The sequence below is a fragment of the Metabacillus sp. KJ11-3 genome, assembly GCF_055808295.1.
On the sequence record NZ_CM147865.1, the window covers coordinates 1555305 to 1568955 of the forward strand.

Here is a 13651-nt window from a genome sequence, read left to right on the forward strand (position 1 = left end):
TTATTTTATCATGAAAAGTAGATTAGGTAATTGGTATCATTTGCTTGTCATTAAAGAGGAATGCAGGAGAAACAGTTGTAGGAAAAAAAGAAATTTTTGTAGAAAAAGGCAGAAGATTAATCTTGAAAAAATGTTTAAAAAATAGTTTTCAAAGTGTAAATAATCATGTATTATATAAATAATCAGAAAATACTGAATTAAAAGAAAAAGGTGAGGTGCTTTAAATGAATTATTTCAACATTCCGTCAGAAAATCTACTAGAAACAAATCCTTTCGTTCACTACTTACAGAAAGGAGATCTTTATTACACATCTGAAAACGAAATTATTTTAAAGCATTTGCACGAGTTGCCACAAGATTTTATGGAAATGACATTATTTGATATAGATGGATGTGGATGTGTTTACACTTTCTCACATATTACAAATCATAACCAAGGAGAAATGGCCATACAGGCTGCAGTCTTTAAAAAAGTATAAAAATTGAGGAGTGACTTACAAAAGTCACTCCTTTTTACTGTAATTCTGAAATCATTTTAGATGGATCAAACTTTTCAATTAGCTTTATAAAAACTTCTGCAGTCATTATCGCGTCATTTAAAGCATGATGCCTTTCTCGTTCAGGTATGCCTAAACGTTCAACTAGTTCATCTAAGTAATTGCGCATTCCTTGGAACATTTCATTTGCAAGAAGATGTGAATCCAAATATTCAACAGAAAAATGAGGAAGACTCCATAGTTTGATTGTCGATTTTAAAAATTCAATATCGAAGGTAGCGGGATGTGCAACTAATATACTTCCTTTACTAAAGTCCAGAAACTTGGATAAACCAACTGGAAAAGGTTCTGCCTTGTTAAGAATCTCTTCTGGCAGACCTGTAAGTTCTTGGATTCCTTTTGGGATTTTTCCAATAGGTTTGACGATTGTATAAAATGCTTCATTATATTGTATTTGGAGATCTTTTACTTTTATAGCACCTATTGAAATGATTTCATCACCCATAGCGGGAAAAAATCCCGTAGTTTCTAAATCAAAAATTGTAAAGGTGCAAGATGACAGCGATTGTTTCATCAGTCCTTGTTGACTAGATAGGAATTTCTCGATTGATTGTCTAGCTGTTGAAAAGGAAGGTAATTGCGTCATTTTTTTTATATGGTATTTTAGAAAGTAGTGATCCCAAAGAAAATACTTTATGATCTTAATTTCATCTGGCAAACTGGTTACACCACCCGGTTTCTGTTAAAGCTGATTTTTGTTACTTGTTGCATACGATGAGCAACCTGTAATGCTTCTTTAAGCTTCATTCTGTCTTCTTTAGTTAGGTCATGAATCGGGATTTCGTTAGAAACATGATTATTGTTTTCTAATTCTTTCAAGTTTTGTCTAAGTCTAAAATAATGTAAATAATGAAGGGCTGTTTTAGCATTTTCAACATCTCGAGGATGCATTGCTTGTATGTTTTTTAAAGCATTAAGTCTTTTTATTGTACTTACTTCATTGATTCCATATTTTATCGCGTTTATTCTTGTCGAATATATAATTTGTGTTAGACCTGTTTTTTTGACATTAATTTTTTTGTTTTTTTGCTTTATATTTATGAGTCCAAAAGGATGAGCTGAAATTTTAAAACGCAAAGCGTCCTTCATTAATAATTGCTGTAACATTTTAGAATGCTGTGCTTTTTCATTTAAAAATGTTCTTACTTCACTTGCTAACGAAAAATCTCCATAGATAGGTCTGAAATCGTAAAACATCGTAAAATTTTGGATTTCCTGAGCGTCAAGTTCATTTTTCCAGGTCTGTATATCCTTTTTCCATTGTGATACCGACTTTCTCCATTTTTCTTCTTTTGCCATAATTCCACCCGTACATTCCGGAAACCCTAGTTGACGGAGGGATGTATTCAACTTTTGTGTAAAAGTGTTAAAATACTTTTCAATTTCTTCCCGATTTGATAAATGCTCATAATCAGCTAGAATCATGCCGTTATCTTGGTCAGTACGGAAGCCTTGTTCATTTCTAGCTTGACTTCCCATTATAATAAAACAGTAGTTAATGGGAGGTGTACCATATCCTTGTTGTTTCATTTCATTTTCAGTTAGCTTAATCATTTGTCTGTGGAGATTGTCATTATGGTTTGTAATCATTTCCGATACTTCATATGCATAGCTTTCTTTTTCAACTAGCTCTTGGACAAAAGAATGTAACGTTTTGTTCACTAGAGGTCCTTGCATAACTAAGTCTTCAAGTGATGTTGTTTTTTTTACATTATAGGTTAGATCTAAATAGCTGGAATTTTCAAGATTTAAAAATGAGCGGGAAGTTAACATACCGATCACTTTTTGGTTATTCAAAACAGGAATACATGTACTTAACTTATTTTTTATAAATGATAAAGCCTCGAACGCAAAAGCATCTGCATCAACATATGCCGGATTTGAATTCATCCAATCGCTAACTAAATTTGTTGCAGGAGATGTTGAAGCAAATGTTAATATCTCATCATAAGTAATCATCCCGAGCATCTTTGAAGAATCTCTGCTTACAATTAATCCTGATACATTTTGATCTTTTAGAATTTTTGCAGCATCACTCATCTTATAATGGGGCGGAACAAAGATTGGCGTATCCATGAGGAGTTTTACTCGTGTCTTTAAGAGATGTACATTTTCTTCATCATCATCTTGAGATCCTTTATTTTTCATTTCATCATATAAGGACTTTGTTCGCTCACCAATACTTCCCCAAATAACCTTAGAAAAATCATTGTTTCGTGTCATTATTTCAAAAAAATGTTGTTTATTTAATTTGAATACAGTGCAATTTTCCAGTGCTTGAACAGAAAAATTTAATTCACCGCTCGTAAACATCACCATTAACCCGATTATGTCCCCAGGATAATAATATCTTAAAGATAATTGTTTTCCATTTGATTGATGTAGTATATTTTTAGCTAAACCGGAAACAAGAAAATAGAGATCAATATCATCAACAGCCTCATCTTCATGAAAGATAAATTCGTTCTTCGAAAATTGCTTATGTGAGGCCTTATCAGTTAATTCTTGAAGTTGAAATTCAGTTAACAGTGAAAAAGGGTAGTAATCCTTCAAAAGATGTTTAAGGTCAGACATTGACAAGTTAGACACCACCTATATAAATCTTGTATACTTTAACGGTAACATACATAACAGCATTTATGAAGGTAATGAGAAGTATTCGTACATTCCAGTTCAGAAAGGAGTAATATATGAAAAAAAGCTTTAATCTATTAATCTTTTCCTTGTTCCTTATCTTGTTAGCGGGTTGTGGAGCAAATGAGGAGGAAGGAACAAGTAAAAAACCACTTCAAAACATTGAGGAAAATCCAATGGCAACAATGACAATGGAAAATGGCGATGTCATAAAAGTTGAGCTATATCCTAATGTAGCTCCAAATACGGTTAGTAACTTTATAACGTTAGCCAATTCTGGGTTTTATGATGGACTTATTTTTCATCGTGTGATTCCCGGCTTTATGATACAAGGTGGAGATCCTGAGGGAATAGGAATGGGTGGACCTGACTATAGTATAGAAGGAGAGTTTTCTTCAAACGGCTTTGAAAATAATGTGAAGCACGAAAGAGGTGTCATTTCGATGGCACGATCACAGGACCCTAATTCAGCCGGATCCCAGTTTTTTATTATGGTTGCTGATTCCTCTAATCTTGACGGAGATTATGCAGCTTTTGGAAAAGTAACCGAAGGAATGGAAGCTGTTGATAAAATCGTAGAAGTAGAAACGGATGAACAGGACAAGCCGTTAGAAGAACAAAAAATAAAAGAAATTACAGTTGAAACATTTGGCATCGAATATGCTGAACCAGAAAAAGTTAAATAAGATTCTAAATAAACTTTGTTATATTAAGTAATAAGACTTTATCACATGAAACTCAGCGTTATAAAGTTTTTGTGATAAAGTCTCTTTGTTTGTAATAAATAAAAAATTCCGAATAATTTCCAATATATTGACCAGTGTTACTCTATGAGATAAGTTATAATAGGATAACAATGATCGGGGGCTTTATATGGACTTTATAAAAAAACTCTCTTTTGTCTTAATTGGACTTATTTTAACTTCATTAGGTATAAAAATATTATCAGATCATCACCTAACATTTGGTGGAACAGCAGGTATTTCAACCATCTTCTCATTTTTATCTCCTCTATCCTGGGGTACACTCTTTTTTATCGTGAATCTTCCTTTTTTTCTAATTTCTATACGTGAGCTTGGGAAATGGTTTACGATCTCAAGCTTATTATCAATAACAGGTATCTCCTTACTTCGTGAATGGTTTGACCAAATCATTCCAGCTTTGGAATTGAACATGTTATTTGCTTCTATCCTTTCAGGTTTACTCATTGGAATTGGTGTTACCTTTGTATTAAATAACGGTTCTTCATTAGGCGGGATTCATATTTTAGGACTATACATGGACAAAAAATATAGGATCAATCGAGGGATTGTATTGTTCATATGTGACTCTATGATTATTTTATTGGCTCTGACATTAGTAGGCTGGCTTAGTGCTCTATTCTCAATTTTATGCATCTTTATTGCAAGTAATATAATTGGAAGATATAAGAAATCTCCAATAAAAGAACTGGATCAAGAAAATACAATTAACAGCCATGCTTAAGATTGGAAACATTTAAAACTAGTAATAATGGTCAAACTCAACTAATCTAGTAAAAAGAAGGTGAGGGAGACAGATGAATTATCATACGGTAAATCAAATATCACAATCTGAAGCTTTTAAAGAGGCCCAAGCATATTTAAAGGAATTATGGTATGAAATTGTTGAGGGACACTTCGCCATGTCTCTTCGTTATAAAATGTATAAATATCAATTGTTACACTTGCAAGCTTGCGCACCAAAAGGTTGGCTGCTTGGATGGAATGGTATCTACTTCACATTAACGAAAGATATTGAACATCATGCAAGAATAACTATGACATTAAAACCAAACGGTTCAATACAACCTTATTTTTCTTAAAAACCTAGTATTTATTCTAGGTTTTTTTGTACTTTAAGAAAATTTACTAAGGATAAGAAAAGACATCGACTTCCGCCATTTTTAGCGGTAAGTTGTGTTTTTCTAATTTTTATGAATACGTAATAAATGAATAATTCATATTTGTTGGTGGGATTTTAAATTTGGCTTTAAAAAATGACTTAAGGGGGTATTTCCTTGCAAAGCCAAATGAACCAAGTAAACATAGGTGCTCATGAAATTATAGAGTGCCATGAAGTGTTAAGTTGTATGATAAATGGGATAAATCAATTCCAGCTTTTACAACAACATTGTCAGGACCAAAACTTGAAAAATATACTTCAAAATCAGCTTTCATTTATGACGAACGAGTATACAGCTTTTGTTAACACATTACAGCAAAAAGGAAACCAAGGTCAGCTTCAATCTGTACAAACATCGATGAAAACAACACCAACATATGGAATAAAAATGAATGGGGTACCTGAAGCTCCTAATGCATCACTTAACCAGTTGAATGACCGTGATGTAGCATCATTAATGTTGGGCACACACAAATCAGGTGCGGTCATGAAAATGCATGCTGCTTTGGAATTAACAGATTCTCAAATGAGAGAAATGATGACTCAAAGTGCTAAAAACTGTGCGGATCAAGCATACGAAACATGGATGTATATGAATCAAAAAGGATATTATCAAGTGCCTACATTTGATCAGGCAACAACTAACGCTATGATTAACAGTTACCAACCAAACGCGCTTTATAGCAACCAACAACAAACATACTAATACTTTGGAGGGATTTAACATGCATACACCACAACATGCGATGCAACAAATTAATGAATGTCGACAAATTGTTCAACAGTTAATTCAACAAACACAGCAAGGTACACAATTATACAAACAAATGTTGCAACAAGAACAACAAAATGCACAAGTACTACAACAACTCATGCAAAAAGAACAACAAGCCACACAAGTGATACAACAAAGCTTGCAAGGACATAATCAAGCATTACAACAATGTCAGCAAATCCTAAATATTTGTAATCAAATGCAGCAGGAAATTTCCGGTGCAGCATTCAACTCTTCTCAAGCAATCATGCAAAATGAACCATTACACACGCAAAACCAGGTACATCAACAAATTCCAAGCTACCGTCATTTCCAACAGCAAAGACAATTTATTCAACAGTAAAAAATGGGGGTTAGCGAACATTTCGTTAACCCCTTTTACATAAGGTTCATATCTTGACGAATGAACAAAGTTCATATATAATTATCTTGAATTCAAGATATATGAAATAAGATTATTCTGAACAGTTGGAGAGGACGATTTATATGACGATTAAACCTTTAAAAGGAATACATCATGTCTCTGCCCTTACTGCAAATGCCAAAGAAAATTATCATTTTTATACGAAGGTGTTGGGACTTAGATTAGTAAAGAAAACAGTTAATCAAGATGATACATCTGTTTACCATTTATTTTATGCAGATGAGAGGGGAAATCCAGGAACAGATTTAACCTTTTTTGAAATTCCCCGCGCAGGACGAACATACCCGGGAACAAATAGTATTTCGGCAACATCTCTTCGTGTGAAAAATGATGTAGCACTACACTATTGGAAAAAACGTTTTGAGAAGTTGGAAGTAGATCATGATGAAATACAAGTAGAATTGGGACGCGCTACTCTTTCATTTCGAGATCACGAGGGTCAACGATTGATTCTTGTTTCTGATGAAACAAATATCGGTGTTGAAGGTGGAAAACCTTGGGATAAAAGCACTGTGCCTTCCGAAAATGGAATTGTAGGGCTAGGACCTGTAGTGTTAACAGTATCACGTCCTGAACGAACAATAAATGTATTAACAAATTTAATGGGCTTTAGAGAAAAGCAGGGATATACTAGAAATAATGATCAAAATGAAGTTCGGGTCTTTGAAACAGGTGAGGGTGGAACTGGTGCAGAGGTTCATATTATCGAAGATGCTGAAAATAACCGCGAGCGACCTGGAAGAGGGAGTGTGCATCATGTTGCATTTCGGGTTGAAGATGAAGAAGAGTTAAAAAAATGGGTAGAACTCTTAAAAAATAATCACTTACCTAACTCAGGATTTGTCGAACGTTATTATTTCCGCTCCTTGTACTTTAGAGAACCAAATGGCATTCTTTTTGAGCTGGCTACAGATGGACCGGGATTTGAAGGTGATGAAGACTTCGAACATCTAGGAGAAAATTTAGCTTTGCCTCCTTATTTTGAACATCAACGAGAAGAAATCGAAGCGAAGTTAAAGCCGTTAGATACAAAAGAATCTTAAACATCGGAGGTAAAAGAGGAATGAAACATATTTTTATTGAAGGAAAAGACAAGCATGCTCCTACATTGCTTTTATTACATGGTACAGGTGGAAATGAAAAAGATTTATTGCCAATTGCTGAAATGATTGCTCCCGATGCTTCAATTCTTGGAGTGAAAGGAAATGTCTCTGAAAACGGAATGCCCCGATTTTTCCGTCGTTTATCAGAAGGAGTTTTCGATGAAGAAGATCTTATTTTTCGAACAAGCGAGTTAAACGAGTTTTTAGAGGATAGTGCAAAAAAGTATCATTTTGATCGTGATCGAATCTTAGCAATTGGTTATTCAAATGGCGCCAATATTGCAGCAAGTCTTATGTATCATCATAAAAATGCTTTACAAGGAGCCATATTACTTCATGCAATGGTACCTAGAAGAAAGGTTGAAATTCCTAATTTAGATGGAACACCGATCTTTATTGGAGCTGGTGTAAATGACCCTATTATCCCTATTGAAGAAACGAAGGAATTAGCAGAGGCTTTACGAAATGCACAAGCAACTATTACCGAACATTGGGGACAGGCAGGTCACCAATTAACAAGAGAAGAAATTGAGCAGGCAAAAACTTGGTACGAAAAAAATTTTAAATCGTAGGCAACTAAAAGGAGTTATCTTGTTTCACTTCGGATTTATAGAGAAGTGTAGAGACAGCTCCTTCTTATTTACTATTAATAGGTTCCAAGCATTCTTTTACATCATTGGATGGAGAGTTAACAAGATTTGAAACTTCATAAGCCTCCATTAATCCTTCGTCAAAAGGTACAAGTAATGATTTTAGTTCTTTTACGTTATGGTAATTAGGATCCAGCCACATATGAAAATCATCTTTTCGAAGAATAACAGGCATTCTATTATGGATCTCTTCCGTAACTTTATTAGCTTCAGTTGTCAGAATCGTACATGTGAACAAGTGTTGGTCCCCTTTATTCCAGCATTCACAAAGACCTGCAAGTGCAAAAGGTTGCCGATCTTTCATGACAAACCTATACGGATGTTTTTCTTTTCCATTCCTTTTCCATTCATAAAACCCATCGCTAAGAATCAGGCATCTCTTCTTTAAAAAGGGAGTTTTAAAACTTACTTTTTCATCAATAGTTTCTGAACGGGCATTAATCATTTTATAGCCTATTTTTACATCCTTTGACCAAGGAGGTACAAGTCCCCAACGCATAAATCTCCCAATTCGTTCATGTCCATTGGAACCGATCACAAAAACATCTTGTGAAGGAGCGATATTATAACGATATGAAAGTTCTTCTTGAATCAATACATCAAACTGTTCCTCAATAATTGATTGCTCTGTTGCTAAAGAGAATCGTCCACACATGGTTATAGCCTCCATATAAGTTGATACATAAAGTGTATCTGATGAATGTAAAAAAGGAAATAACAAAGATCTTAATGATTTTGCCTATAACCTGAAAGTGAATTTTTACATATAGTATATAAACAGTTCTGGAGGTGATAGTATGGGCGGCGCAGGCGGATATGGTTATGGAGCAGGATTTGCTCTAATCGTAGTATTGTTTATTCTTTTAATCATCATTGGAGCTTCTTATATTGGTTACTAAAATATAAAAAGGGCAACTCGAGAACAACAAGTTCTCGGGTTTTCTTTTTTTACAGCTACATTGGATAAAAACCATTAGATTGAAGAAATTAAAGTTTAGATCTGTAAAAGGGAGTTGGTCGAATAATGATGAAGAAAACTTATTTTCTTTTGCTTTTAGTGGCAACAACTCTGATAGCATCAATTCTAACAAGCAGCACAATATATTCACTGGAGCTGCAAGCAGAAGGAGTAACCCAGCTTGAATCTGTTTTAACGAATGATCCAATGATGAGAGGAGCTATTTCAGGTTTAAGTGTACGGTCAGCTTCTACAGGTGAAATTTTGTATTCTCATAACGGGGAAACAAGCTTAACTCCAGCGTCCAGTTTAAAACTATTCACAGCCATAGCAGCATTAACGATACTTGGTCCAGACTATTCCTTTAACACTGAAATAAAAACAGATGGAAAATGGGAGAATAAAGGTGTATTAAAAGGAAATGTATACATAAAAGGCGGGGGAGACCCTACACTTACAATAAAAGATATCAAGATGATGGCAAAACAATTAAGACAAAAAGGAATCAAAACAATTGATGGAGATGTAATAGGAGATGATAGCAGATACGATACGGTTCGTTATTCTGTTGATTTACCCTGGACAGATGAAACAGCCTATTATGGAGCTCAAATTTCAGCCTTAACAGCCTCACCTGACGAAGATTTTGATGCAGGAACGATACAAATTCAAATCACACCCAGCCAAAAAGGCAGGGCACCTAAGATTACATTAATTCCTTCAACCGATTATGTGATTATTCATAATAAAGCCAAAACAACAGAGGCAGAAAGTGAAGAATCGTTAAATATTACACGAGTTCATGGTGAAAACGAAGTGATGATAGAAGGAACAATACCTGAAGATAAAAAATTAATAAAAGAATGGATTTCAATTTGGAATCCTACAAAATATACACTTGCTCTCTTTAAGAAGGAATTTGCCCAACAGGGGATACATGTCACAGGGGATTATTATCCTGATTTAACACCAATTCATACTCAAAAGCTCATTTTACATGAATCAGAGCCATTGTCTGAGATCCTTATTCCATTTTTAAAATTAAGTAACAATACGATAGCAGAAATGCTTGTAAAAGAGATGGGTAAGGTCACTCATAATCAAGGTACATGGGAAAAAGGGTTAGAAACCGAAATAAGTACCTTGCATCAATTAGGAATCGATGTGAACAATACAGTCCTTAGAGATGGTTCAGGATTATCACATGTAAATTCGACACAGGTAAATACCATGACACAGTTATTATACAAAGCCCAATCCAAAGAATGGTTCTCACACTTATACAAAGCATTGCCTGTTTCAGGTGAGAAGGAGAAATTAACAGGGGGAACGCTACGTAAAAGAATGATAAACTCACCCCTCAAACATAAGGTAGTAGCAAAAACAGGCACATTGACGAATGTAAGTTCTTTATCGGGCTTTTTGGAAACGAAGAGTGGAGAAGTAGTAATCTTTTCAATCATATTAAATCATATGAATGATGAAGAAAAAGGGAAAATAATAGAAGAAAAAATCCTTTCTGTCATGCAAAATGGGTTTGAATAAAAACAAAATTTTTGAACTTACCTTGAATCTTTGAAATAATTGGATAAAGAAGGAGGAGAAATATTTTGAAAGTATTAGTTGTAGGAGCAAATGGACAAATTGGACAAAAGCTGACGGAAATACTACATAGCGATGACGAACATTCTGTATTGGCAATGGTTAGAAAGCAGGAGCAAAAAGATGTATTTTTTAAGAAGGGAATTGAAACAGTTATTGCCGATTTAGAAGGAAGTGTTGCTCAATTAAAACAGGCGATGAAGGGATGTGACGCTATTGTTTTTACAGCTGGATCAGGAGGCAGCACAGGTGCAGATAAAACATTATTAATTGATCTTGATGGAGCTGTAAAAACGATGGAAGCGGCAGAAGCAGCTGGTATAGATCGATTTATTATGGTAAGTGCACTTCAGGCTAATAATCGTGAAAATTGGAATGAAGCAATAAAGCCATATTATGTTGCAAAGCACTATGCTGATCGTGTACTAATGCAATCAAATTTAACATATACAATTATTCGTCCAGGTGGGCTATTAAATGAAAAAGGAACAGGAAAAGTTTCTGTGGGTGATCAATTGGAAAGAGGCTATATACCACGTGAGGATGTAGCACAAACGATTGTAGAGGCCTTGTCGAATGATCATACTAAAAAACGTTCTTTTGATTTGATTGCAGGAGATGATCAGATTTCGGTTGCATTAAACAAACTTTAGGCATCTCGTTTGAGGTGCTTTTTTTCTATTCAATGGGCAATTTCAGTCTAATGATTGTGTTTATGAAAAATGGGTAATATAAAAGTGTAATGGTGTCTCGGATAATTCAAAATTAAGGGGGAAGAAGGATGAAACTGACTCCAGAACAACGAATACAGCTCCATGGGTTTAATAATTTAACAAAATCGTTAAGCTTTAATATGTATGATGTATGCTACACAAAAACAAGAGAAGAAAGAGAAGCATATATTGAATATATAGATGAGCAATATAATGCGGAACGGTTAACAAATATTTTAAAAAATGTGACTGAAATCATTGGAGCACATGTGTTGAATATTGCAAAACAAGATTATGTTCCACAAGGGGCCAGCGTAACCATTTTAGTTTCAGAAGGTCCTGTTGTAGAAGTACCAACAGAGTCTTTCGATGAATCCCCTGGTCCATTACCTGAAGCAGTTGTGATGGGATTGGATAAAAGTCACATTACTGTTCATACATATCCCGAATACCATCCAAATGAGGGGATTAGCACGTTTCGTGCAGATATTGATGTTTCAACATGTGGTGAAATATCACCACTAAAGGCATTAAACTATTTGATTCATTCTTTTGATACGGACATCCTCACAATGGACTACAAAGTGCGGGGGTTTACCAGAGATATTAGTGGAAATAAACTATTTATTGACCATGATATTAGTTCAATTCAAAATTATATACCAGATGAAGTGAAGGAAGAATTTGATATGATTGATGTGAACATATATCAAGAAAATATCTTCCATACAAAATGTAAGCTTAAACAATTTGACTTAAATAATTACTTGTTTGGATATACGAAAGAAAAGCTTAGTAAAGAAGAGCAAGAGCAAATTACGGCAAGTTTGACAAAAGAAATGGACGAAATCTTTTATGGTAAGAACATGAAATAAGGGATTGAAGTTTCTGCCTTCAATCCCTTTTATCGTTCTATTACGCTTTAGCAGCTTGTAGTTGTAAAGAAACTTTGATTTGATCGCCAACGAGAACGCCGCCTGCTTCTAATGTTGCATTCCAAGTTAAGCCATAATCGCTGCGTTTTAGCTTTCCTTCAACACCGAATCCTGCTTTTTCATTTCCCCATGGGTCAATACCAGTTCCTTCAAAAGTAACCACAAATGTTTCTGATTTTGTTACGCCGTGTAATGTTAAGTCACCAGTAACGTTATATTCATCATTATCTGTTTTTTCGATAGATGTTGATGTAAATGTCATAGAAGGATGATTTTCAACATCGAAAAAGTCAGCAGAGCGTAAGTGATTATCACGATCTTCGTTTCGTGTATCAACACTTGCTAAATCAACCGTGAATGTAATATCAGCGGTGGTTAAATCTGTTGGATCCGCATCTATTTCAGCATTAAAGCTTGTAAAGCCGCCTTTAACTGTCGCAAACATCATGTGTTTAACTGAAAAATCTACACCACTGTGTGTCGGGTCAAGATTCCATTTCGATTTTGTCATTTTTTCTCCTCCAATAAATAACTTAGTTTAAAATATCTCAACTTAAAGATTTATAACTCCGAGATAAATTATATAATGGAATAAAAAGAAAGTCAACGGAAAAAAGTTTTGGTTATACCTGAAATTCTTTATTGAACATACTGTGAAGTCTATTGTCACATGGTGTAAAAGAGGGTATTATAAAGGTGTAGAAAGTTAGTGAAAAACTTCACAAACTTTCACAATAAAGCAAGCTAGCTTAAAAAATTTAAAGTTAATTGTGAAAAACTTCACAAAAAGGAGCTGTTGAAACCATGAATTGGTTAAAAGGACCGAAAATGGCGATTATATGGACAGTTTTAAGAGTTTGGTTAGGAGTACAATGGCTGGAAGCAGGGATTCATAAAGTAACAGAAGGTTTTGATGCAACAGGATTTATACAAGGGGCCATTGTTAAAGCAAGTGGAGAAAATCCAGCTGTACACGCTTGGTATGCTGCATTCCTTGAGGAATTTGCCCTTCCCAATATACCATTATTTAATGTGTTAATACCTTGGGGAGAAGTTTTAGTCGGTATCGGGTTAATAGTAGGAGCCGCAACGGTCCCAGCACTAATAGCAGGTGCTTTCATGAACTTCAATTTTATGATGGCAGGGACAATTAGCACAAATCCAATTCTCTATACTGCTGCATTCTTATTAATAATAGCAGGTACAGCTGGTTACTTCTACGGAGCTGACAGATGGATGTTAAAAGCATTAAATCAAGTTATTAACCGCAAAAGACATAATAAAAAAGAAAAACATCATCATGAACATCTTCCGGTTCATTAATATAAACTTATAATATATTTGACAGCAAAAAATATAAAACAGGATAACTCAGGT

17 protein-coding genes are annotated in these 13651 nt (G+C 34.5%); 13 read left to right on the forward strand and 4 right to left on the reverse strand.

What is annotated here, in order from left to right; all coding sequences use genetic code 11:
* The first annotated feature begins 224 nt into the window (after positions 1-224).
* On the forward strand, positions 225-479 hold the full coding sequence (locus AC0L8O_RS08195) for a hypothetical protein (protein WP_216774022.1): 255 nt from the start codon (positions 225-227) through the stop codon (positions 477-479).
* Between the two features lie 34 nt (positions 480-513).
* On the opposite strand, the gene AC0L8O_RS08200 is transcribed toward AC0L8O_RS08195, so the two are convergent.
* A complete protein-coding gene (locus tag AC0L8O_RS08200) occupies positions 514-1215 on the reverse strand; it encodes a 3'-5' exonuclease (RefSeq protein WP_473447254.1) in 702 nt (233 codons plus the stop codon).
* 5 nt (positions 1216-1220) lie between these two features.
* A complete protein-coding gene (locus AC0L8O_RS08205; protein WP_473448766.1) occupies positions 1221-3131 on the reverse strand; it encodes a DUF294 nucleotidyltransferase-like domain-containing protein in 1911 nt (636 codons plus the stop codon).
* A gap of 116 nt (positions 3132-3247) precedes the next feature.
* Between AC0L8O_RS08205 and AC0L8O_RS08210 the strand changes: the two genes are divergently transcribed.
* From AC0L8O_RS08210 to AC0L8O_RS08240, 7 genes are all read left to right on the forward strand, one after another.
* The gene (locus AC0L8O_RS08210) at positions 3248-3877 is read left to right on the forward strand and encodes a peptidylprolyl isomerase (protein WP_473447255.1); all 630 of its coding nucleotides are present in this window, start codon (positions 3248-3250) and stop codon (positions 3875-3877) included.
* A 187-nt stretch (positions 3878-4064) separates the two neighbouring features.
* Complete coding sequence (locus AC0L8O_RS08215; RefSeq protein WP_473447256.1) at positions 4065-4676, forward strand: YitT family protein; 612 nt, start codon at positions 4065-4067, stop codon at positions 4674-4676.
* Between the two features lie 73 nt (positions 4677-4749).
* Positions 4750-5034: a hypothetical protein gene (locus tag AC0L8O_RS08220; RefSeq protein WP_473447257.1), complete on the forward strand. Its 285-nt coding sequence runs from the start codon at positions 4750-4752 to the stop codon at positions 5032-5034.
* 195 nt (positions 5035-5229) lie between these two features.
* Positions 5230-5820, forward strand: coding sequence for a spore coat protein (locus AC0L8O_RS08225; protein ID WP_473447258.1), 591 nt, complete (start codon positions 5230-5232; stop codon positions 5818-5820).
* Positions 5821-5839: 19 nt separating this feature from the next.
* Positions 5840-6232, forward strand: coding sequence for a hypothetical protein (locus AC0L8O_RS08230; protein ID WP_473447259.1), 393 nt, complete (start codon positions 5840-5842; stop codon positions 6230-6232).
* A gap of 143 nt (positions 6233-6375) precedes the next feature.
* The gene (locus AC0L8O_RS08235) at positions 6376-7356 is read left to right on the forward strand and encodes a ring-cleaving dioxygenase (protein WP_473447260.1); all 981 of its coding nucleotides are present in this window, start codon (positions 6376-6378) and stop codon (positions 7354-7356) included.
* Positions 7357-7376: 20 nt separating this feature from the next.
* Positions 7377-7988 (forward strand): alpha/beta hydrolase, encoded by a 612-nt coding sequence (locus AC0L8O_RS08240; protein WP_473447261.1) that lies wholly within the window; start codon positions 7377-7379, stop codon positions 7986-7988.
* 64 nt (positions 7989-8052) lie between these two features.
* On the opposite strand, the gene AC0L8O_RS08245 is transcribed toward AC0L8O_RS08240, so the two are convergent.
* Positions 8053-8721 carry an SOS response-associated peptidase gene (locus AC0L8O_RS08245; RefSeq protein WP_473447262.1) on the reverse strand — a complete coding sequence of 223 codons (669 nt, stop codon included), beginning with the start codon at positions 8719-8721 and terminating at the stop codon, positions 8053-8055.
* 142 nt (positions 8722-8863) lie between these two features.
* Here AC0L8O_RS08245 and AC0L8O_RS08250 point away from each other — a divergent pair, with 142 nt between their 5' ends.
* From AC0L8O_RS08250 to speD, 4 genes are all read left to right on the forward strand, one after another.
* Positions 8864-8965, forward strand: coding sequence for a YjcZ family sporulation protein (locus AC0L8O_RS08250; protein WP_084042975.1), 102 nt, complete (start codon positions 8864-8866; stop codon positions 8963-8965).
* Between the two features lie 125 nt (positions 8966-9090).
* Positions 9091-10569, forward strand: a complete 1479-nt coding sequence (gene dacB / locus AC0L8O_RS08255) for a D-alanyl-D-alanine carboxypeptidase/D-alanyl-D-alanine endopeptidase (protein WP_473447264.1) — start codon at positions 9091-9093, stop codon at positions 10567-10569.
* 65 nt (positions 10570-10634) lie between these two features.
* Entirely contained in the window at positions 10635-11279 is a 645-nt protein-coding gene (locus AC0L8O_RS08260; protein ID WP_473447266.1) for an SDR family oxidoreductase, read from the forward strand.
* A gap of 128 nt (positions 11280-11407) precedes the next feature.
* Positions 11408-12214, forward strand: coding sequence for an adenosylmethionine decarboxylase (gene speD, locus AC0L8O_RS08265; protein WP_026560123.1), 807 nt, complete (start codon positions 11408-11410; stop codon positions 12212-12214).
* 40 nt (positions 12215-12254) lie between these two features.
* Here the strand turns inward: speD and AC0L8O_RS08270 are convergent, their stop codons facing one another.
* Complete coding sequence (locus AC0L8O_RS08270; protein ID WP_473447268.1) at positions 12255-12785, reverse strand: YceI family protein; 531 nt, start codon at positions 12783-12785, stop codon at positions 12255-12257.
* Positions 12786-13078: 293 nt separating this feature from the next.
* Between AC0L8O_RS08270 and AC0L8O_RS08275 the strand changes: the two genes are divergently transcribed.
* The gene (locus AC0L8O_RS08275; RefSeq protein ID WP_473447270.1) at positions 13079-13597 is read left to right on the forward strand and encodes a DoxX family protein; all 519 of its coding nucleotides are present in this window, start codon (positions 13079-13081) and stop codon (positions 13595-13597) included.
* The last annotated feature ends 54 nt before the right edge of the window (positions 13598-13651 follow it).